20 protein-coding genes are annotated in these 22,883 nt (G+C 37.1%); 12 read left to right on the top strand and 8 right to left on the bottom strand.

Annotation, left to right across the window (positions count from 1 at the left end; all coding sequences use genetic code 11):
* The first annotated feature begins 123 nt into the window (after positions 1-123).
* From ACM03V_RS16215 to ACM03V_RS16200, 4 genes are all read left to right on the top strand, one after another.
* A complete protein-coding gene (locus ACM03V_RS16215) occupies positions 124-3,435 on the top strand; it encodes a PAS domain-containing protein (protein ID WP_414621821.1) in 3,312 nt (1,103 codons plus the stop codon).
* A 506-nt stretch (positions 3,436-3,941) separates the two neighbouring features.
* Positions 3,942-4,355, top strand: coding sequence for a response regulator (locus ACM03V_RS16210; protein ID WP_414621851.1), 414 nt, complete (start codon positions 3,942-3,944; stop codon positions 4,353-4,355).
* A 17-nt stretch (positions 4,356-4,372) separates the two neighbouring features.
* A complete protein-coding gene (locus ACM03V_RS16205; protein ID WP_414621820.1) occupies positions 4,373-6,283 on the top strand; it encodes a response regulator in 1,911 nt (636 codons plus the stop codon).
* Positions 6,284-6,352: 69 nt separating this feature from the next.
* Entirely contained in the window at positions 6,353-6,748 is a 396-nt protein-coding gene (locus ACM03V_RS16200; RefSeq protein WP_414621819.1) for a nuclear transport factor 2 family protein, read from the top strand.
* Between the two features lie 107 nt (positions 6,749-6,855).
* Here the strand turns inward: ACM03V_RS16200 and pyrR are convergent, their stop codons facing one another.
* The 3 genes from pyrR to ACM03V_RS16185 form a co-directional block, all read right to left on the bottom strand.
* Complete coding sequence (pyrR, locus tag ACM03V_RS16195) at positions 6,856-7,398, bottom strand: bifunctional pyr operon transcriptional regulator/uracil phosphoribosyltransferase PyrR (RefSeq protein ID WP_414621818.1); 543 nt, start codon at positions 7,396-7,398, stop codon at positions 6,856-6,858.
* Between the two features lie 156 nt (positions 7,399-7,554).
* Positions 7,555-8,526, bottom strand: a complete 972-nt coding sequence (gene cbiB / locus ACM03V_RS16190) for an adenosylcobinamide-phosphate synthase CbiB (protein ID WP_414621817.1) — start codon at positions 8,524-8,526, stop codon at positions 7,555-7,557.
* Between the two features lie 6 nt (positions 8,527-8,532).
* Positions 8,533-9,501: a transposase gene (locus ACM03V_RS16185; RefSeq protein WP_414621816.1), complete on the bottom strand. Its 969-nt coding sequence runs from the start codon at positions 9,499-9,501 to the stop codon at positions 8,533-8,535.
* A gap of 49 nt (positions 9,502-9,550) precedes the next feature.
* Here ACM03V_RS16185 and ACM03V_RS16180 point away from each other — a divergent pair, with 49 nt between their 5' ends.
* Positions 9,551-9,733 carry a hypothetical protein gene (locus ACM03V_RS16180; RefSeq protein ID WP_414621815.1) on the top strand — a complete coding sequence of 61 codons (183 nt, stop codon included), beginning with the start codon at positions 9,551-9,553 and terminating at the stop codon, positions 9,731-9,733.
* Positions 9,734-9,868: 135 nt separating this feature from the next.
* On the opposite strand, the gene ACM03V_RS16175 is transcribed toward ACM03V_RS16180, so the two are convergent.
* Positions 9,869-10,312, bottom strand: coding sequence for an Rrf2 family transcriptional regulator (locus ACM03V_RS16175; protein WP_414621814.1), 444 nt, complete (start codon positions 10,310-10,312; stop codon positions 9,869-9,871).
* A 446-nt stretch (positions 10,313-10,758) separates the two neighbouring features.
* Between ACM03V_RS16175 and ACM03V_RS16170 the strand changes: the two genes are divergently transcribed.
* Positions 10,759-11,160: an AbrB family transcriptional regulator gene (locus tag ACM03V_RS16170; protein ID WP_414621813.1), complete on the top strand. Its 402-nt coding sequence runs from the start codon at positions 10,759-10,761 to the stop codon at positions 11,158-11,160.
* 1,057 nt (positions 11,161-12,217) lie between these two features.
* Positions 12,218-12,610 (top strand): hypothetical protein, encoded by a 393-nt coding sequence (locus ACM03V_RS16165; protein WP_414621812.1) that lies wholly within the window; start codon positions 12,218-12,220, stop codon positions 12,608-12,610.
* A gap of 185 nt (positions 12,611-12,795) precedes the next feature.
* Here the strand turns inward: ACM03V_RS16165 and ACM03V_RS16160 are convergent, their stop codons facing one another.
* Positions 12,796-14,415: an ArnT family glycosyltransferase gene (locus ACM03V_RS16160; protein WP_414621811.1), complete on the bottom strand. Its 1,620-nt coding sequence runs from the start codon at positions 14,413-14,415 to the stop codon at positions 12,796-12,798.
* Positions 14,416-14,684: 269 nt separating this feature from the next.
* Between ACM03V_RS16160 and ACM03V_RS16155 the strand changes: the two genes are divergently transcribed.
* Complete coding sequence (locus tag ACM03V_RS16155) at positions 14,685-16,190, top strand: hypothetical protein (protein WP_414621810.1); 1,506 nt, start codon at positions 14,685-14,687, stop codon at positions 16,188-16,190.
* Between the two features lie 66 nt (positions 16,191-16,256).
* On the opposite strand, the gene ACM03V_RS16150 is transcribed toward ACM03V_RS16155, so the two are convergent.
* Together ACM03V_RS16150 and ACM03V_RS16145 are read right to left on the bottom strand one after the other, a co-directional pair.
* Positions 16,257-17,552, bottom strand: a complete 1,296-nt coding sequence (locus tag ACM03V_RS16150) for a recombinase family protein (RefSeq protein WP_414621809.1) — start codon at positions 17,550-17,552, stop codon at positions 16,257-16,259.
* A gap of 63 nt (positions 17,553-17,615) precedes the next feature.
* On the bottom strand, positions 17,616-17,981 hold the full coding sequence (locus ACM03V_RS16145; protein ID WP_414621808.1) for a VOC family protein: 366 nt from the start codon (positions 17,979-17,981) through the stop codon (positions 17,616-17,618).
* 221 nt (positions 17,982-18,202) lie between these two features.
* Between ACM03V_RS16145 and ACM03V_RS16140 the strand changes: the two genes are divergently transcribed.
* Entirely contained in the window at positions 18,203-18,616 is a 414-nt protein-coding gene (locus ACM03V_RS16140) for a hypothetical protein (RefSeq protein WP_414621807.1), read from the top strand.
* Between the two features lie 37 nt (positions 18,617-18,653).
* Complete coding sequence (locus tag ACM03V_RS16135; protein ID WP_414621806.1) at positions 18,654-19,265, top strand: YdcF family protein; 612 nt, start codon at positions 18,654-18,656, stop codon at positions 19,263-19,265.
* Between the two features lie 55 nt (positions 19,266-19,320).
* Here the strand turns inward: ACM03V_RS16135 and ACM03V_RS16130 are convergent, their stop codons facing one another.
* Entirely contained in the window at positions 19,321-20,412 is a 1,092-nt protein-coding gene (locus ACM03V_RS16130) for a DNA polymerase beta superfamily protein (protein ID WP_414621805.1), read from the bottom strand.
* Positions 20,413-20,555: 143 nt separating this feature from the next.
* On the opposite strand from ACM03V_RS16130, the gene ACM03V_RS16125 reads away from it, so the two are divergent.
* On the top strand, positions 20,556-22,343 hold the full coding sequence (locus tag ACM03V_RS16125; RefSeq protein WP_414621804.1) for a GmrSD restriction endonuclease domain-containing protein: 1,788 nt from the start codon (positions 20,556-20,558) through the stop codon (positions 22,341-22,343).
* 265 nt (positions 22,344-22,608) lie between these two features.
* A complete protein-coding gene (locus tag ACM03V_RS16120; RefSeq protein ID WP_414621803.1) occupies positions 22,609-22,806 on the top strand; it encodes a hypothetical protein in 198 nt (65 codons plus the stop codon).
* Positions 22,807-22,883: the final 77 nt, after the last annotated feature.

Below are 22,883 nucleotides of genomic sequence, written 5' to 3'. Positions count from 1 at the left end.
AACCTGAAGCGTAAAATTCAAAGTCTTAAAAAAATGTGTCCGTTTTTAAAATCTTATAATTCCTAACAGACGTAGCACTGCTACGTCTCTACACTCCCTACTCCCTACTACAAAAACTTTAAAATGAATAACCTAATCCTGGTTGTAGATGATGATGATTTAACGCGGATGCATTTGCGCGAATTACTCAAATCGGCGGGATATAGGGTGGCTGAAGCTGGTAATGGAGAGGAAGCGTTAGTCGCGTATACTCAGTTGCAACCGGAGATGGTTCTGCTGGATGCTTTGATGCCGAAAATGGATGGTTTTAGGTGTTGCGAGCGGTTGCGTCAGCTTGCTGGTGGGGACGATATACCGATATTAATGATTACCGCTCTTTACGAGCAAAGTTCAGTAGAAAAAGCTTTTAATGCTGGTGCTACAGATTATATAACTAAGCCGATTCAGTGGTTAGTATTGCGCTCTAGAGTTTCACGTTTGCTAGAAGCTAGTAGAGCTATGAAAAAATTACGGCAGCAAACCGAACAAGCACAGTGGCAAGAAGCGCAGTTAAGAATTGCATTGGAAGCTGCCCATATGGGTATTTGGGATTGGAATATTGTTAGTAATAAACTAATTTGGTCGGATACTATCAGAGCGTTATTTGGTAAAGCTAGTTCGAGCTTTAATGAAACTTATGAAAGCTTTGTTAGTTTTGTTCATCCTCAAGACAGAGATTTGGTTCATCGAGCCGTGCAAAGTGCCCTACAAGAAGGAGGAGAATATAACATTGAATATCGCTTGATTTTACCCGATGGTACTATTCGCTGGTTGGCTTCTCAAGGTTTAGTTTTTCGTAATTCATCTGGAAAAGCGATGCGGATGTCGGGTATTGATATGGATATTACCGTTCGCAAAAAGACGCAACAAGCTTTGGAAGTTCACGCCAATCAACAAGCATTGGTAGCGGAACTTTCTCAAGCAGCACTCACGGGGATGGATTTAGATAGTTTGATGCACCAAGCCGTTACCACCATTGCACAATGTCTGGAGGTGGAATACTGCAAGATTTTGGAATTATTGCCCAATCGTAATCAATTTCTGTTACGTTCGGGTGTAGGTTGGCATTCCGGGCTTGTGGGAACGGTAACAATCAATGCTGCCGAAAACTCACAAGCAGACTATACGATTACTTCGCTTTCCCCAGTAATTGTAGAAGATTTAATCAACGAAACGCGGTTTTATGGGCCACAATTCTTGCTAGAACACAATGTGGTTAGCGGATTATCGGTAATTATTCAGGGAAAATATTGCCCTTTCGGAATTTTAGGAGCGCATTCCACTAAACGACGGACATTTAGTCAAAATGACATCTACTTTTTGCAAGGAATTGCTGATGTTTTAGCTACAGCGATTGAACGTCAACGCATGGAAGATGCTCTTAGAGAAAGCGAGCTGCGTTGGCAATTGGCAGTAAAAGGTACTAATGATGGGATTTGGGATTGGAATATAAAAAATAAGCAGGTTTTTCATTCAATTCGTTCCAAAGAAATTCTTGGTTATCAAGACTCCGAAATTGGTAACAATGTCGATGAATGGTTTGCCTTAGTGCATCCAGAAGATATCGACTTGTTAATGCAAACTATTCAAACCCATTTTGACCAAAAAATTCCTTTTTACATAAGCGAGCATCGTCTCCGGTGTAAAGACGGAAGTTACAAATGGATTTTAGAGCGAGGCCAAGCATTATGGGACGATAGTGGGAATGTATTACGGATGGCAGGCTCCCATACGGATATTACTGAACGCAAATTAGCAGAAGAACAGCTACGACAAAGCGAACAGCGTTTCCAAATACTTGCTCGTGCTACAAATGATGCGGTTTGGGATTGGAACTTGCTTACAAATAAGTTGTGGTGGAATGATTCGGTGCAGACGTTGTTTGGTTACTCAGCAGAATCTATAGAAGGTAACATTGATTGGTGGCACGAGCGCGTACATCCGGAAGATAGACGTAGAATTGTTGCCGATATTCAGTCAGTTGTAGAAAGCGCTCAACCATTTTGGGCAAACGAATACCGTTTTCTAAAAGCAGATGGAACAAGCGCTGATATTTTGGATCGCGGTTACGTTGTTCGCGACGACGCAGAAGAACCAGTGCGGATGATTGGCGCGATGATGGACATTACCGAACGCAAGCGCGTACAGGAACAACTGGTTCGGCAAAACTTGCGTAGTCAATTATTCTCCGATATCACTCTCAAGATTCGCACTTCCCTACAAATTGACGAAATTCTTCAAACTACCGTTACCGAAGTACAAAAATTACTTAATGCCGACCGTGTATTAATTATCCGAATATTTGCCGATGGTTCGACAACAGCTCTCAAAGAAGCAGTAGTACCGGGTTTACCTGTAGTTTACGGACAGAATATTAATGACGATTGCTTTAGTAGAGAATACATAGAAAAATACCGCAAAGGTAGAATTAAGGCTATTACTAATATCTACCAAGCTGATATCCAACCTTGCCATGTAGAATTACTACAAAGGTTTAACGTAAAATCCAACTTAGTAGTTCCCATTATTGTCCAAAATCAACTTTGGGGATTGCTAATTGCTCATCAATGCGCTCGTCCCCGTGAATGGAACGAGTGGGAAACCGAGCTATTACAACAATTAGCCGACCAAATGGGTATAGCAGTTTCGCAAGCCAAATTATTAGAACAAGAAACTCATCAGCGAGAAGAATTAGCCCGTTCCAACGAAGAATTACAGCAATTTGCCTTTATTGCTTCCCACGACTTACAAGAACCATTACGTAAAATTACAGCATTTGGCGATCGCCTCAAAGCAACTTGCGAAAATGCCTTAACAGATAAGGGACAAGACTATCTGCAAAGAATGCAGAATGCAGCCGAAAGAATGCAAGTGTTGATTGAAGATTTACTTAACCTTTCGCGAATAACCACTAGGGCACAACCTTTTGTAAAGGTAAATCTGGCACGGATAACAAAAGAAGTATTATCTGACTTGGAAATACGGATAGCCCAAACCGAGGCAAGTGTAGAAATTGGCGAATTACCAACTATAAAAGCCGACCCGCTGCAAATGCGTCAATTACTACAAAACTTGATTAGTAATGCTCTGAAATTTCACTTAGATAACGAGCCACCAATAGTCAAAATACATAGTAAAAAATTCACCAATCAACAGCTTAATTCCGAATACTGTCAAATCATCGTAGAAGATAACGGCATTGGATTTGACGAAAAATACTTAGACCGCATATTCAACGTATTTCAAAGACTACACGGACGCACGGAATACGAAGGTACTGGCATGGGTTTAGCCATCTGCCGAAAAATAGTCGAACGACATCAAGGAAGCATTACAGCTAAAAGCGAACCAGGAAAAGGTGCGAGTTTTATGATTACGCTGAAAATAAAAAATTAGTTATTGGGCATATTGAGGCGCGGAGTTAGGAGGCGCGGAGTTAGGAGTAGCAAGTAAGTAGGTTGGTACGGAAAATCATCGTTGAGACAAGGCAGGGGGCAGGGGGCAGAAGGGAAAAGAGTTTGAAGCTGATTTACTTTTCTTTACATAGCATTATTTTTTTGCACCTACTTACTTAGTAAGTTTCTTATAAATTACCAACAATATTTTTATTGTCATTTATACTGCTTAATCTTCCATTTGGAACGAGTTACTCGCTACTCGCTACTTTTAGAATCTCTCCTTCTCCCCATCTCCCCCTGTCTCCCTGCCTCCATTTTCCTCGCTTTATCGCCCTATCCTTAATTTATCTTGCTTGAAAAAGGTTTATCATACCGGATATAAGTTCGGGTAATTATACAAAGATAAACGCACTTTTGTTGCAATTTAATAATTTATTAATTCCAAAACCAGCGTAAAGGAGAAAATGCAGAGTGGAGGCTGGGCAAACAAGCATCACGATATTGATGGCTGATGATGATGAAGATGACTGTATGTTAGCTAGCGAGGCATTAGCAGAAAGTCCTTTACAACACCAACTATACTTTGTTAAGGATGGGGAAGAATTAATGGATTATTTGTATCAGCGTGGAGAATATGCAAATGCGAACAACGCGCCACTTCCAGGTTTAATTTTATTGGATTTGAATATGCCTAAAAAAGATGGTCGTGAAGCACTTAGAGAAATCAAAACTAATCCCACTTTTAGACGGATTCCCGTCGTAATACTCACAACCTCAAAAGCAGAAGAAGATATTCAACTCTCCTATTATTTGGGTGCGAATTCTTTTATCATTAAACCAGTAACTTTTACTTCTTTAGTTGAAGTAATGAAAACTATAGGAAAATACTGGTTTAATATTGTAGAACTACCGTACTAAGCGGTGGGAGGTAAACTATGAATGATAATCCCATTAAAGTTCTGCTAGTTGATGATGATGAAGATGATTATATTTTAATTCGCGATTGGTTAAATGAATTTCAGTTAGGTAGCTGCGAACTAGAATGGTTAGATAATTATCAAATTGCCAAAGAGGTAATAGCGTCTTGTCGGCATAACATTTATCTATTAGATTACCGTTTGGGAGCAGAAAACGGATTAGAATTATTAAAATCTTCAATTGAATACGGATGTTCTTCCCCAATTATTTTGCTTACTGGTAGGGGAGACAGAGATATTGATATTGAAGCGATGGAAGCAGGTGCGGCGGATTATTTAGAAAAAAGTCAGTTAAATGCACCTTTATTAGAGCGTTCAATTCGCTACGCTTTAGGAAGAAAACAAACCGAACAAAAAATTCGCGAACAAGCAGCATTACTTGATGTTGCTACTGATGCAATTTTTGTCCGAGATTTAGATAACAAAATTTTATATTGGAATAAAGCAGCCGAACGTCTTTATGGTTGTCATAAGAATGAAGCTATTGGTAGAGAAATAGCACAACTTTGGCAAGAAAAGAAAATATCGGAAATACAAACGGCTTTTAATACTTTATTAAAAAACGGTTCGTGGGAAGGCGAACTTCATCAAACTACAAAATTTGGCAAAAAAATTATTGTCGAAAGTCGATGGACGCTATTAAAAGAATACGAAAATAAAGCACAAGCTATTCTTGTAGTAAATACTGATATAACGCAAAAAAAACAATTAGAATCGCAATTTTTTCGCGCTCAAAGATTAGAGAGTATCGGAACTTTGTCCTCCGGGATTGCTCACGACCTCAATAACGTCCTGGCACCGATTTTAATGACAGCACAATTATTAGAATTCCAACTGGATGATGAGCGAAGCAAACGACTTTTACCAATATTAATTAACAACGCCAAACGCGGCGCAAACTTAGTTAAGCAAGTGCTATCTTTTACCCGTGGAATGGAAGGCGATATAGACAGCGTAGCTGAACGCACTTTAGTACAGCCAAAGCATTTAATAAATGAAATCAAACAAGTTGTCAGAGAAACATTTCCGAAAACCATTGAAGTTTCAGAGGAAATAGCGCCGGATCTTTGGATGATTCAAGGAGATGCAACTCAACTCGATCAAGTGATAATGAACTTATGTGTTAATGCTCGCGATGCCATGCCAAACGGTGGTAAATTAACAATTTATGCTACAAACTTTATAGTAGATGAAAACTACGCTCAAATGCATCTTGATGCATCATCCGGCTCTTATGTGATGATTTCTGTAGCCGACACTGGTATTGGTATTTCTCCAGAATTTTTAGATCGAGTTTTTGAGCCATTTTTTACAACTAAAGAACTTGGGAAAGGTACGGGTTTAGGTCTTTCTACAGTACTTGGTATTGTTAAGAGTCACGGTGGATTTATTAACGTACAAAGTGATATTAACAAAGGAAGCAATTTTCAAGTATATTTACCAGCCCAAGAAATCAATGAACGATCAGAAGAAGTAGAAGTCGATTTACCCAAAGGTGAAGGAGAATTAATTTTAGTTGTAGATGACGAAGATTCTATTCGATATATAACAAAAAAGTCATTAGAAAGCTATAATTATAAAGCAATTACAGCCAGCGATGGAATTGAAGCAATCGCTTTATATGCAGAACGTAAAGATGAAATATCAGTTGTCTTAACAGATATTCTCATGCCAGTTATGGATGGATTAACAACTATTCGCACGTTACAAAAAATTAATCCTCAAGTCAAAATTATTGCAGTCAGCGGACTGATTTCTAACGAAAAAATCAACGCAATAACCGAAATTGGCATCAAAGCTTTTTTATCAAAACCCTACACCGCACAGCAATTGTTACAAACTATTGGTAATGTCAAAACAAACAGTTAACAGTTAACAGTTAACAATTATCAACTTCCTAACTCCTAACTCCTAACTCCTAACTCCTAATTCCCTACTATGACCGAACAGCGATCTGAAATATTAGCAGCAAACGAAGCCTTTTACCGGGCTTTCGAGAAAAAAGATATTGATGCAATGAGTGAAGTATGGTCCCAAGGAACTGGTAGCCTTTGCGTTCACCCTGGATGGAATATACTTCGTGGTTGGAAGCAAGTTAATAATTCCTGGGTCAAGATTTTTCAAAATACTCCTTACATCGAAATAAATACAGATATTATTTCGACAGAAATCCGAGGAAATATTGCCTACGTTGTGCTAGTTGAAAATGTGATGCAGGTGATCAAAGGTTCGAGAATGGAAGCACAATCTTTAGCCACCAATGTATTTGAACTACTCGGTGATAAATGGTATTTAATTCATCATCACGCAAGTCCGGTGATGGGAAATAGGTAAGAGGATTTTGGATTTTGGATTTTAGATTAAAAATTGTAGAGACGCAGCAGTGCTACGTCTTTACAGGAGTTAGGAGTTATAAATTACCAATTACCCATTACCAAATGTCAATCTTTAATCAACTCCACCCCATCTTTGCCGTCAGTTTCTTCTAAATAAACTTTAACAATTTCCTCAGCTGCGGTTGGTAGCTGTTTACCAATAAAATCTGGGTGAATTGGTACTTGACGATGACCTCTATCTACTAATACAGCAAGACGGATTACTTCTGGTCTGCCGTATTCGTTTACTGCATTCAAAGCGGCACGAGCGGTTCTTCCTTTGAATATCACATCATCAACAAGTACGACAGTTTTGCCTGTCAAATCAAAGGGTATGCTAGTTTTGGCTGGGGTTCTCAAACCAATTTGATCGAGATCATCGCGATAAAATGTAATATCTAAGGCACCTACTGACACCTTCACATTTTCTAATCCTTCAATCTGACTCGCTAATAAATTGGCCAAGGGTACTCCTCTTGTATGAATACCTATAAGCACTAATTGGGATAAATCGCGAGTTCTTTCTACTATTTCAGAAGCGAGTCTTCTTAAGGTACGACGAAGTTCTTCTGATGAAAGTATGTTTACTACTTTAACGGACACACTCATAAACCGATATCACGCTCGTCATTAAGTATACTATTTTTGAAAAACAAGGTAATAGGGAACACGTAAGATCAAGGTTTAAAGCTTAACCCTTTTTTAATCTCCGATAAATTGCAGAGAATCCGTTGCCAGCCCTAACCCAATCTTCTAATTTAATCATTACCTGATTGTCGTTAATAAGAGTAGAGATGCACTTCCCCCCAACCACAGCAAAAAGGAATATCGAGTTAGTTGTAAAGCAGTTTTAATAGAATTTGAAGTAATTGGATGAATCGCATCTCCAAGTAAAGGTTTTACTTTCGCTACCCCACGATACCAATTAGTACCTCCCATCTGTACCCCTAAAATTGCAGCATAAGCGCATTCGCTCCACCCAGAATTAGGACTTGAATCTTTGGGAGCATCTCGCTGACAAATTTTTATTACATGAAGGGGTTTACGAGATAGTAAAGCTAGAGTTATAACTGTTAGCCTACATGGAAACCAAGTTAAACAATCTTCCAAACGTGCGCTAAACCATCCTAAATAAATATAGGGAACTTCTCGATAACCAATCATCGAATCAAGAGTACTGCTGGCTTTATATGCTAAAGCAAAAGTTGAAGGACCAATAATAGGTAGAAAAGCACCAACTACTGCATAAAAAAGAGGAGCCATTACGCCATCAGTCGCGTTTTCTGTTACTGTTTCTAAAACTGCTCTAAAAATTTCTTCTGAAGTCAGATTTTGTGTATCTCGACCAACAAAATTACGTAGAAGAGAACGGGCTTCGGCAATGTTTCCTACTTTTAAACGGCTGATTACTGTTTCGGCAGCTATTCTTAAACTTTTAAAGGCAAAACAACTAGCTAATAAAACACTTTCTACCAAAATTCCCACTATTGGATTTACCCGCATAGCACATTGGACTATTAGCCAACCAATGACACCGCTACCTATTACCAAAATTGCAGCGATCGCTATTCCCGCTAAACGTTGTGTTAAGGAATTATGACAATACTTAAGAGCTAATTTAGATAAACGAGAAATAAACCAGCCCATTACTTGTACCGGATGAACCCAGTTCGACGGATCGCCGATCGAGTAATCTAAACTAGCAGCAAGAATCAAGATAGCAGAAGAAAAAGTCACCCGATTTTAGATTTTTATTGATTGTTTATTTGTTTCATTCCAGCCTATTACTAAGTTGCCTATTCTGTCTTTCAAACAACGATTGATTATGAATCTAGCTGCTTTATTAACCGCGTCTTTTACCTGCAAATTGCGTTTTGAGGTTAATTCATCTAAATATTCGTCCCAATACTTATCCGATTTACCTTTCTTATATTTAGCAACTTTATCTTGATACTGAAACAAAGAAGTTTTGAGCTGTGGTGCCTCAATGATCAATGATTTACCTTTTGTGGTAATGCAACTAAGCCAGAACTTAACACCGTGGTCGATAGCGAGAAATTGGCTGTAACTAAGGTCAGGGTTTGATCGTATTTCTTTTTTACCATCGTCGATAATCCAATCAACCCAAAAGTCACCACGACTCGGACGTATTCTAACTTCACGAATTGAGTCAAAATCAATATAATCAGGTATTTCTACTTTAGGCTCAAAGTACAAGTCGTTTTTAACCGATTGAGCTACGGGTAAAACCGCATATTCACAATCATATTTAATTGCTTGAGAGGGATAAGTTATTGAATACATTCCTCCTGACTTGCGGTATTTAGGAACGGAGGGACGATCTACCTCACCCTTAAAAAACAAATCAACGAGTACATTGTATGACGAAACCGATTCAGCTACACTTTTTATCGTTTGCTGAGCAACCTGAGAATATAGCGCACTATAATTTGAATCGTTTTTAAGATCGGAACACAATTGAGCGTAAGACGCTTTTACCTTACATAGTTTTCGACCGTTTCTTAATTCGTCTCCTTTCCAGTACATTGAAAAAGAATTGCTTTTATCTAATTGATTGAAATGACTTTGCCTAAAGTGATAGACCGCAACATTAAACAACGAATTAGATATCTGACATTGCTGAGTCCAGAAAGCTTTTTCTATTTCATCAAACTTAGTTCGTATCGTAATGGTTTTAAATATTTGACTCACCCACTTTTCTTTGCTAGCCTATAATTAGCTTATCATGATAACCTAAAATATGTCAACAAGAAAAGGTATTAAAGGTCAAAAAAATACACCATATCTATACGATGAAGTAAAAATGAAGAAAAGCATTATGATAACTCCTTCAGCATGGGAAAAACTTAGAAGTAAAGCCATAGCTCAAGGAATTAGTATAAGTGAAATGGCGGAAAGACTATTTAGAAGTCTGGACGATTAAAATCATCCGTTCCATTTTCATCTCAGGTTTAAAAACTCTGAGCTTTCAATGTCTCGCTAACTTTCTTGTAAAAAAAAGGATTTAATTATTTTTAGGTTTGAATTTCCCTCACAGCCCGGTGCGGATAATTAATGACTAAACCACAAAACTAGCTTCTTCTCCTAGAGTTGCTTGCCAGCTGCGAGCATCATAATAAAGATCCGCCAAAGTAATGCTGTATAATGCTTCTTTGAGTTTTTGAGAGAGTCTATGCCAAACACTAAAAGTTACCCAATCTTCAGCTGCTTGTGGGTAAGCCTTGTGATGAGGTAAGGGTTCAATTGTTTCGCCAACTGCTTCTAAAATTTCTCCTAAAGATATTTTGACAGGTTCTCGCGCTAATTGGTATCCGCCGTCTTTACCGCGTATTGATTTTACCAATCCAGCACGACGCATTTCTATTAGTAGTTTTTCCAGATAAGGAGCAGGAATATTTTGACGGCTTGCAATAACTTTAGTTGAAGAAGGGCCATTTTTTTGCTGCAAGCTTAAATCTAGTAACGCTTTTACACTATAGTGTCCTTTAGTGGTAAGTTTCATTCGGGTTAGATAAGGATTAATGTTTGAAAAGTAAAATATTTATATTTTGTGCTTGTCAAATTACTTATACTTCGTATCAACAGAGCGGCAAGCAAGCAATATAATAGACACTCCGAACTGCTTATAATTTTAATTTCAATCTTCTATAGTCTAGCAGCATCCGTTGAAATAACAGATTGAAAGCTGGAGTTAACACTGTCTATGCAAGGAAAAAATTTATTATCTAGTTATGGCGATTGCTTTCGTTTTTGCTTAAATTTTTTTGATGCTATCAACCAGCCTCAAGCAATGTGCATAGTTAAAATAGTAAGGTCAGAAGTGCAAGTTTTAGATCGTAACCTCAAAAAAAAATTAAAAATAATCATATAGGGTGTTCTTAATACCTCAATGTCAGTTAAAATGAAATCGATTCCACCACACCCATCGTTAGTTTTTGATTTAAGTTGATGGCTAAACAGAAAAAAATTGAACCTCTAGTCGGCGAAGATTTACTCAAGAAAGTTAAAGAGCTAGAAAGCGAAAGCAAGGAAGATAAAGCCAAACGATGCGGCTACTATACCGTTACGAAAAATGGTATAGAGCGCGTTAACATGATGAAATTCTTGAATGCCCTAATTGATGCTGAGGGTATTCAGTTAGATAGTTCTTCTGGTGCTAATGGCCGTGGAGGACGCAGTGCTAGTTATAGAATTAGCGTGCAGTCTAATGGTAATTTATTGATAGGTTCGGCTTACACAAAACAGATGGGTCTTAAATCAGGAGATGAGTTTATCATTACTTTAGGTAAAAAGCATATTCGTCTCAAACAAGTAGATCCAGAAGATTTACAAGAAGAAGAAGAAGATTAAGCGAACCAATTAGTCATTTAACGATTGTGATTGATGAATGTTGATTGTAAGATGGACTTTTTGACATCGCTTACTTAAAAAAAATGCAGTCTCCTCGGTTGAGGTGACTGACAACTAATGCAAGTGTTTGATTGCTTTTATATCTCTTGATAGAGATTAATCTATCTATTGCAAGAAAGCGCTTAGGTTGGCTTGAAAACTCATACAGGTTTTATGCCTACAAAGCTATCCATAATTTCGATTAACGATAATTTGGATCGGTTTGGTTTAAATAAAAAGTAGCAGGATATCAATTCATTGTTTCGTCAATTAACAATGAAAATACTGTTGACATTACCGAACAATTATTATATGTCAACCATTGATTGGTTGTAGCTGCCTCTCCAGCCTGTAATGGTTGCAGGCAGCTTTCTTATTATTTATATTTAGATATAGATTGAATAAGTAATCCTTTAGCCTTACTTGCTGTAATTTCTATAATCCCTACTTCTATAAAAACTAGGTTATGTAGCTAGCTTCTGTAGAGAATTTATGGGTAATTTCCATTGGAAGTCCGATTACTTTACAAAGCTTTGGTAAAAAAAGCTGTAAATACTCAGAATTTTTGTGGAGGAAGTGCTTAAATAGTAAACAGTAGACACCTGCTGATTGCTAAAAGCTTTACGAAATTAAGCGCGAGCAAGCTAACAGGAGCGGGTGGATGCACGTTAAATGTATAGTAAGCGACGAACGGTCATCGACTATCTCGTCAAGCAAGGTTATAAATATAAAGGTTATAAATATAAAGGTTATAAATATGTAGTGTTTCACACATTTAAATTGACTACAATCAAATTAATCGACAATTGCTTGATTCAATATTTGCGAGTCGGTAAGGTCAGAGTTATTTGAATATAGCTATAAGGAGTGTTGCAGCCACAAAATGTTCATTACCTAACGGACATTTGTATGTATCACGCATGGCTTATTTCCAACCGTGTTTCGGTTGTATAAGCACTTTTGAGATCAGTTATACCAATTGTTATACAGCGAGTAAATAGAATAGCGGACGAGGTAGATGAACACACACACCTTTGATAATCATTACGTTACTTGCCCCATTTGCCAAAAGAATGCTACGGCAAAAGCCTTAAAAACTTGTACTGGATTATACAACTGTCCTTACTGTCAGGAAAGGTTAGTGGTATGTCGTAGCGGTAATTACGTGCGCGATCCATTTCCTTTAAAACAAATTACTCTTTCATCTGTATTACGTCGTCAAAGCCGACCTTTTGCTCGAATTTTACGAGATTTTGTCTTTTTTAAGCATCCTTTGATAGCTTTTCTTTTGGGAAGTGCGATTATATGCGGTATGTTAACCGTTACTCAAACAAAAACTATCGAATCAAATACTCAAAAGCCTGAGAATACAGAGAATATTGAGAAAAATCCCGGTATGCCAAAAAAATAAACTATATTTTTTAGTTAAAGGGAATGGGGAAAGGGGAACGGGAAACGGCGAGGATTCTTAAGCAACAGAAAAATGTACCGTTTAGTTGTAGCTAGCTAGCTGCTTGTTTATATTTATATCTAAAATTAAAAAATTACCCGCCTTTTTTATACGAATGTTTGAAAATAGCCCCCTTAACTAATTTTTTAGTTAGAGGGCGATTTTTTTGTAACTAAAGTCCAACCTTCTTGCTCGGCTATTACTCGTACTGAATCAGGTGGAAAATCTTTTAATGCATTTTCGTTTAGTAAGAAATATGGTTGTTTATCATGCTGCCAATAATATTTCAAGTCATCTGGAGGAGCTGGTTTAATAGTACCTTCGCTATAAAAATCTAATGATGGTCGATTCTCAGTTGAAGAAATGTAAACTGTCTTTACTTTTAGATTTGCTTGAGCTACCATCTGCACAACTGGCTTAACTGGATAATCTTCATTGAGTTCCCACACCCAGTAATTCGATTTTACAAATAATAATAAAGATACATAGGTTCCCCACAGAAGAACTTTGAGGAATTGTCTGTCACCTCTTTGTGCCCTTAAAGCTGATAAAGCCATTGTGACGCTAAGTGAGGCAAATATCAGCTGCAATTGGGGTTCCGGTGTTCCACCCCAGCTATAGTAAGTGCTGCCAACTGCACTAATCAAAGCTAAAAAGCTTAACATTACTACCCAAAATTTCGGTAGTGGGGTTAATAATGGTAAATTTTCGACTTGTCCGAATTTTGCTCCAATCATTAAAGCAATGGCAGGGTAAATCGGGAAGACATACCAAGGAAGCTTGGTTCCCATCACAGAAATAGCTATTAAATAAACACTGAGCCAAACTATTACTAGTTTTGCCCAACTAAGATTGCGATTTTCCCAAGTAAAACGTAAAGAAGCTGGGACAAAAATTAACCAAGGCCACGTATATTTGCAAATTTCTAGTAAATAATACCAGGGTGGCCCGGAATGATTTTCAACGGAAGTCCAGATACGGCTAAAGGATTGATTCATCATCCCTTTATTGACAAAATTATGCCCGTAGTGTAACCATTGGGCTCCGTACCAAAAAGCTACTGGAGCAGCACCGATAAACATTCCCATCCACATATACTTACTGGTAAGCAATCGCGGCGTATCCCAAAATAGATATATCATCGCCACAGCAGCCAGCAATATACCCAAAATGCTCTTGGTTAAACATATCAGCGCAAAACCAATACCTACCCCCAAGCAATAACGTAAGTCGCGACGCGATCGCAACACGCACAGCAGCATAATCGTGAAAAAGCAAACTGCTGCACCATCTAACATCGCCAGTCTTCCGTGACGCACTACTGGCAACATTGTCAGATAAACTAAAGCGCTGTAGACAGCACAAATGCGGCAAGGAAATATTTCTCTGCCAATACTATAGAGAAAAGGCACTGAAATAGCTGTTAAAATTGCACCGGGTAAACGTGTAGTCCACTCGTTTACACCTCCTAAGCTATAAGCCCAAGCAATGATCAAATGTATTAATGGCGGCTTGTTGTGGTATGGCTCACCCCCTAAAGTTGGGAAAAGCCATCGCATCTCGCCTTCTCGGGCGCGTCCTAATTCGCGTGCAACTTGTGCAACAGTGCCTTCATCCCAGTCTCGTAGGGGCAAGTCACCTAGATTAATAGTAAAAAGTATTACTGCGGCTACCAGCAATATTACTAGCCAAATTCTATCTATACGTTTGTCCATCCGACGATACTGTTTTTCAACACGATCCCAAATAAAGCTCTCTTTTTGCATAAACTAGGACAATCGTTTTAAATAGCCGTTCAAATCATGGAGAAACCGGCGTTGTTAATCTCCAATATTAACATTCAATTAAATTGCTATCTTTTCATTATCTCGTTAAATCTAATTTATTTGTCTTTAATTTTGCTAAATTTGGAAATTTTTTCTCAAAAAAATGAATCGGATAAATTTTATAAAAATTAAAATAATGTTTGCCGAAGAAAAAAGAATACCGTTGAGTCACTAAAATTAATGATTAAATACTAGGAGAGAAAAAGAATATGAGTCTACCTTTTATCTTTGATATTGCTTTAGGTTTAGTATTTACTTACTTGATTCTAAGTTTATTAGCTTCCGAAATCCAAGAATTGATTGCCACATTATTACAATGGCGTGCCACGCACCTCAGAAAATCTATTGAAATTTTAATTGCAGGTGGTGTTGGTAATTCTGAAGAAGCAAAAATAATTCAATTAGTAAATCAAATTTATGGTAATCCTTTAGTTAGAAATATAAATCAAGAAGCGAAAGGATTTTTAGCGACTTTACCAAGAAAAGTAACCTGGGCTGTAGGTTCGTTGAGTCGTCCTTTTAACGGAAAAACTCAGAACCAAACAATTTTCGGTAATAATCAACACAGCGGGCCATCTTATATTCCTGCCGATATCTATGCAACCACATTAATGGAAACCTTGAAAATTCCCGATTTTTCTCGAAAACTTTCGGAATCAAGGTTAGAAAAGTTTAAAAATGAAAGACTCGGTGAAATACAAGATATTTTATTTAATTTAGAAGGTCAAATACAAGGAGATCAAAAGTTTACCAAGTTTTTGAGCGTTATTTATCAAGAATTCGCCCAAATGCAGGCTGATTTCGAGCAAATTATTTGGAATTACAACCAAAATAAAGCCGATTTGAATACTAGTATAAGTCGGATGTCGCAAAGTATAGATAGATATACAGATACTTTTCAATTAGAAATACCAGAAAGTGAATATACAACTGCCTCTGTGCGACGACTTAAGTTTTTAAAGGAAGATATGTTTTCTTCACACGAACAAACAATTACTTTAGGAGGTTTAGAACCGAATGTAACCGAAATTGTTGAATTAATGAAAAAAGGTAGTAAAGTTTACCAAGAATTTGAAGAGTCAATTAAAGATAAAGATAGTCAAACATATCAACATTTTCAGCAGCTAACTGGTGTTTTACCGCAATCTATCACCGAAAATCTGACTGTTTTAGCTCATCGTACCCGAACAAGAATTAATAAAACAGAATCCGGTATTAATGAATTGAGACACGAAATGGAAAACTCTTTTAATAGCTCTATGGAAAGAGCGACTGGAGTTTACAAGCGTAATTCTAAAGGAGTTGCCTTACTAATTGGTTTTGCTATTGCTGTAATCGCAAACGCCGATGCATTTCATATGATAAGTAGACTTTCTACAGATTCAGCTTTAAGAAGTACGATTGTGAATAATGCCGGACAAATAGTAGTCCAGAATCAAGACAATCTCAAGTATATAGATATTGGAACCCTTAGAAGTCAAACAGAAGAAGTTTTATCAGATATATCTTTACCGATTGGTTGGACTCAAGTCAATATCAAGCAGCAAGTAGGCTCCATACCATCAACTAACGCTGGCTTGCCGTCTTTTTTCAAATTTGCCCGTGCAATTCCCGGCTGGATTATTAGCGGTGTTGCGATCGCGATGGGTGCCCCTTTCTGGTTTGATTTAATTAGTAAAGTTGCCAGCGTGCGGAATACTGGGAAAAAGCCGTAATTTAGGGATGGGGAGAGGGGGAGACAAAGGGAAAATTAAATATTCCTAACAACTAACCACTAACAACTAAAATATAAATATAATTCGTAAATCCCAATCTTTGTCTTGACGAATAATCTCGATTTGACGAATAAATTCTCTAAAATAAAATCTTCTTTCTGTTTCAGATAAGTCAAACCAAAATTGCGGAATGGAAACGGCTTGAGCAACTGAACGTAAATTGACTGGTGGCAATATTGCTAGTTGTGCTTGAAGTTTTGAGATTTCGGTGCGGAGTTTATAAGTTCTGATTTTGGCAGTTTCTTCATCTAAAATTCCAGTTTCAATTAATGCTGGTATTTGTTCTAATATTTGTTGTTGGTGGATAATAGCTTCGGTTAAATTATTTTTTACCCGATCTAATTGAGGATAATTTATCTTTTCTACCGCTAATGGTAAATCACTACAAACTTTTTTAATCGTATTTTCTAATACTTTCTGGTAAGAAATAGCACGACATTTTTTATTTTTAGCACAGTTAATCGGACGTAAATAAATATACTCTTTATTTTGTCTGTGAAAAGTAACGCGAGTGACGCTCATACGAGATTGACATTCACCACATACAACCAAACCAGCTAAGGAACGCTTAGCACTTGCTGTACGAGACGGTAAACGACTGTTGCGACGTAAAATTCTATCAACTTGGGCTGCTTCTTCACGAGAAATTATTGCACTGTGAGTGTCGCCGATAATTTCCCCATTCCGATAAGCGGTATCGCCACGATACACGGGATTAGATAACCAACGCCTTCCAGTAGTAACGGATATTTTTTTTCCGTATTTTTTCGCTAAATTACGCACGGCTCCCCGTAACGAACCATACAATAAAAAGTTATCAAAAAATTCTTTTACTACCGGGGAAGTACTGCGGTCAATAGTATATTTTGCTTTACCGCGACGGTAGCCATAAGGTGCTTTTCCTGGTGGTGGTGCTGCCTCTAAACGATTGCGTGCGTGTCCTTGACGGATGCGACGACTGCGTTTTTGTTGCTGAATTTCGTGTAATAGTTTGAGTAAATTAGCGTGGGTATTAGCCGCTTTTGTTGCAGAATTATAATTTTGTTCTACAGCAACCAGATTTATTCCCATCTCTTCAAATTGGGAAAGATTTGATGTTACTTCCTCAACAGAATCTCCTAACTCTTCCAAGCGTCGGATAAAAACGCAATCTGGAGGATTTATTTGACAGTCTTTGAATAACTGCTGTAATTCCAACCGTTTTCCCACATCTTGATAAACTCTATCTACTTCCCATCCTAAACTTACAGGTTCGGGAACTTGTTCTAATAAAGGGTTGCTGTAAGTGTATGCGAACTTCATCCAAACAGTGAACAGTTATCAGTTAACAGTGAACAGTGATTTATAATTCCTAACTCTTAACTCCTAACTCTTGACTTCGCTTAATTCAATAATATTCCCGTCTGGATCTTGGGTGAATAATGCTCTACGACCGGAAGCGCTTGGTTGAATTGGGCAGTTATAATCTAATAACCGCTCTTTGGCGGCATCTAAGTCGGAAATTGAAAAAGCAATGTGAGGGTTGCGTCCCCATTTTTCGTTTTGATAATTATTAGCAAGAGAAGATGCAACGATTAAGTGTAATTGATATTCACCGACTTGATACCAGCTACCGGGAAAATTCCGCGAACGTTCTGTTTTAGGTAGTTTTAAGATTTCACCATAAAAGTGTTCGGCACGGTTTAAGTCAGTGACGAGAATGGCTACGTGCAAACATTGAGTGATTTGCATATCAGATGATTTTGGATTTTAGATTTTGACAACGGATGCGTTTCTTTTGGATTTTAGATTAGGAGTTATAAGTTAAAACTTCTACCCCCCTCTTCCCCCTCTTCCCCCTCTCTCCCTATATTCTCCCATGCCCAATTCCCTTTCATTCATAGTTTACAGAAAATCAACATCTACCGATGTAAGATGATTTTGATTTTTGTGAAAAATAATTGAGGTGTGAGATGAATACACAATTAGCAACTGCTGAAATTCATACGATGCGAGAGGTTTTGCACGATTTTCCGCCAGGAGTACGGGCATTAGATGAGTTGCAAAGACATAAAGGAAATATCCCTACAGCTTTTGAAGATTTATGGGTAGAAAAAAATGGGGTGGTAGCTTTACCGGAGAAAAAATCTTTATGGCAAACTACTTTAAATGTTTTGCGTAACGAACTTTGCGGTGATGATGGCTTTCGCACTCAAGTTAAAGAATACAGTAAAAATCCAGCTAGCACGCCTTTACTTACTGGGTTAATTGTTTATTTGGTGGGAATATCTGGATTACCAATCGATCCAGCTATAGCTACTGTTGTTGTTTTGTATATTCTTAAAATTGGACTGAATATTTTTTGCGAATATACGGAAATTAATTAGTAATTGTTGATGATAAAATACACAACAACAAATTACTATGAATAAATTTCAATTAAAGAAGCGATGGCTGAATTTTATTTTCATTGCTGTAGTATCTGCGCTATTGCTGGGTATTACCTCTACAGCTTTTAGTATTTATGTTTACGGTAACGAAAGTAACAATATTAAAGCTGATGCTGCAATTGTTTTAGGGGCTGCTGTTTGGGGTAACGAACCATCTCCTGTTTTTCGAGAACGAATTAATCATGCAGTTAATCTTTATCAAAATGGTAATATCCGCAATATTATTTTTACAGGTGGTGTTGGTGAAAGTAACGAACCATCTGAAGCTGTTGTTGGCAAACGTTATGCTGTAGAACGAGGAGTAAAAGAAACAGATATTTTTGTTGAAACTGAATCTAAAACTACGCGACAAAATTTAATCAATGCGCGAAAAGTTGCTGTTGAAAATAAATTAATTAAAAGTAAATTTCTAATTGTTAGCGACCCTTTACACCTCAAACGCGCTGTATTAATGGCGCAAGATTTAGGAATTGATGCTTATCCTGCCGCGACACCAACCACCCGCTACCGCACTTTTAAAAGAAAATGTGAATTTCTAACCCGAGAAACTTATTTTTATTTAATTTACTCCTTATTCAAAATCTGAATTAATCGGGACTTTCGCATCTTGCATTAATTGATAATTGATAACTGTTCACTGATTAAAACCCTTCCATTTCTACTAACTCTATACATAAATCGTTAATTTGTTCTAAATCTGGTTTGTGAGGTAAGGTTGATTCTTCATAAACTGTTTCCATTTCAGCTACTAAATCTTCTGCCATTTTCATCAGTTGTTCGTAGGAATATTCGCCATTCAGAATAGCTTTCAAATCGGGAGCATCGCCTACTTTATTTCTGTCTACAATTACTTCTTGATTGCGTAATATTTCTAAGCCGCTACGTAACAACCTAACGCAGTGCATTCCATGTTTGAGGTCGTAACCGGATAATTTTTCTGTTTCCGCTCTTTGAGGGTTTCGATTTTTTTTCCACGATTGATAAGCTTGCCATTCTCTCAATGCATTATGATATCTTTGGCTTCTTTGCAGCAACCGAATAAAATCTTTACGGCTATTAGTAAATTGCTGTGTTTTTTCTATTGTTTCATCTGGTAAAGGATGCTGTTTCAACATTCCTTTAAAGTCTATATCCGCTGTCAATAATTTATAAAGTTGTTCTGCTTCTTCTAAAAATTCAATTTTACCTCTAATTAATAAATATAGATATTCTAGAAAAGCGTTTAATTCTTCTTTAATTAAAGGTGTTTCGTTTTCTATTTCAAAATCAGATGGGATTGGTTTGGATTGCGGGGGATTTAATAACCACTTGCGATGAGTTTCTATTTTTTTAATTTGAGCAAAGGCATAACCGGAATAAGTATGTTTAACTTTTTTACTTAAAAATAGTTTTCGATTATTAATTAAATGCTGTCCGACTGGGGTTAAAACCGGATATTCATTTAACCATAATAATTCTAAAACATTGGGGTTTGCTCCTGCTAATAACTGAATAATTTTTCTTAATTCATAGATTACAGTATCTTCGCTATTATCTAGAAAAGAATATATTCCCGGTTCGTTCCAACCATCATCTTTTTGTTCGATTCCTTTGTTAAATCCCAGGTAATACTGTTTGGGTGCGATAAATACACCCCTCCAGTCGTAATCGGAATCGGGGCGATTCAATCCGTAACCGTGGCTTCCGGCTAATCCGACAAAAATCGTTCTAGCTTCTACTTCTATTCTTTTCATATTGGATTGCTGAAAATAGGTTGTAATTAATCGTTTTTTAGTTATATCTCTGAAAGTCAAAGTTAGAATGAAGGCAAAATTGGGAATCCTTTGATTGTAACTGCTTTTATTTGCATACTACTAATATCAAAGGATACCGAGATATGCCAGTTAAAAATTTTGTCCATACTACAGAATCGTTACAAGATTTATTGCAGAGTGTTAAAAAAGGTAAAACTCAGCTACCTGATTTCCAACGTGCTTGGGTTTGGAGTGACGAGCAAATATGTAGTATTTTAGCTAGTATTTCGCTTTCATATCCGGTTGGTGTAGTAATGATGCTGCAAACTGGGAATGTAATGGTTCGTTTTCAGGAGCGTTTAATTGAAGGTGTGACATTAAAAGATTTTATCAAACCCGAACGACTTATTTTAGATGGACAGCAACGTATTACTTCTCTTTTCCAAGCATTACTTTTAAAACAGCCAGCAAAAACTAAAGATACACGAGGTAAAGAAATTGAACGTTGGTACTATATTGATATAGAAAAAGCATTAAATCCGAGTTTTGACCGAGAGTCAGCAGTCATTAGTTTACCAAAAGATAAAATTATTCGTAATTTTAGAAAAGAAGTTGTAGCAGATTATTCAACACCGGAAAAAGAATATCAAAACAGTTTATTTCCAGTTGCACAAATCTTTAACTATTCTGACTGGATGACGAATTACAACGAATTTTGGGATTACGATCGAGACAAAATTAAGCTTTTTAATCAATTTAATCAGAAAGTAATCAAGCCGTTTGAGCAATATCAAGTACCAGTAATATCGTTGCGTCAAGAAACTCCTAGAGAAGCTGTTTGTCAGGTTTTTGAGAAAGTTAATACGGGTGGTGTATCCCTTACGGTATTTGAATTACTTACCGCTACCTTTGCTGTAGATAAATTCCAATTACGAGAAGATTGGGAAACCCGCAAACAGCGATTGCAGCAATTACCAGTATTATCAGGTATTGCTAGCACCGATTTTTTACAAGCCGTTACCTTACTTGCTACACGCGATCGCCGCAATAAGCAAATTTTTGGTGGTTATGAAATACATAAGGCTCCGGCAATTAGCTGTACTCGTAAAGATATATTAAAACTAACGCTTACTGAATATAAAGACTGGGCAGATAAAGTTACCGAAGGATTTGAAAAGGCTGCAAAATTACTGCATACACAAAAAATATTCACTGCAATCGATTTGCCCTACCAGCCTCAACTTACCGTTTTAGCGGCCATTTTCGCGGTTTTAGAGGAAAATAGCGATCTAATGCGTGCGAAATTAGTGCGCTGGTACTGGTGCGGGGTTTTTGGCGAAATTTACAGTGGTGCAATTGAAAGCCAAATGGCTAAAGATTTACCGCAGGTGTTGCAGTGGATTCAAGCTGATGATGATTCCGAACCTGATACAATCACAGATGCTAATTTTTCACCCAATCGTTTACTGGGACTTAAAACTCGCAGAAGTGCTGCTTACAAAGGTTTATCCGCTTTACTGCTACGAGATAAAGGATGCGATTTTCTCACTGGTTATGAAATCGATACTTTAATGAGTTTTGGGGATGCAATTGATATCCATCATATATTTCCGCGAAAATGGTGCGAAGAAAACGGAATCGAAGCCAAACTTTTCGACAGTATTATTAACAAAGCACCTTTATCATCTAGAACAAATAAAATTATTGGCTCGAAGGCACCTAGTATTTACTTATCTAAACTTCAGGAAAAAGCAAAAATTACAGAGCAACGGATGGATGACATCTTGCAATCCCACGCGATAAATCCAGGTACTTTACGTTCGGATAACTTTCAATATTTCTTCTCTTTGCGTCAAGAAGCATTACTCAATCGAATTGAGACAGCTATGGGTAAAACTATTTTAAGGTCTGAATCTATGGAATTAGCTTGAGACTCATAAATAATAATCATAAATAAGATTTGATATATTATCGCTACTTAGGTAATTATCTACTATCATCCTTAAGGAATACAAAACCATAGTAATATCAACCCCAAGATAGTGGAACGACCAACTATTTTTCGCAATCATTAATGATAGTAAACAACATTCATAGATCGAGAATTACAAAGTTTTACAAATAATTAGCCGATCGCCAGGTTATTTGTTACAAAGTAGATATTTGAATGGCTTTTTTATTTTTGGAGAGATAATTATGAGTGCTTTAAATGGTTCTACTTCAAGCTGTAGGTGCTGCAAATATTTTACGCCGTTAGGTCAGCGTGGTGGTACTTGCGGGCTATTAAATAATTGTTTAGTCAAAGGTGACTGGAGAGCTTGTTCTTTTTCAAGTCCGGTATTTAATGTTTCTAGAAGAGAAAATACTTCTAGTTACGCTTTATTAAGTCGCTAAAACTTTTTTGTAATACCTGCTTTCATATTTTCTGCGATAATTATTTGCATTAATATCTTGAATTTTAATCTTCTCCA

The sequence above is a fragment of the Calothrix sp. CCY 0018 genome (assembly GCF_963920925.1).
In the GTDB taxonomy this organism is placed as follows: domain Bacteria; phylum Cyanobacteriota; class Cyanobacteriia; order Cyanobacteriales; family Nostocaceae; genus Rivularia.
This window is presented reverse-complemented; position numbering and strand designations above follow the sequence as displayed.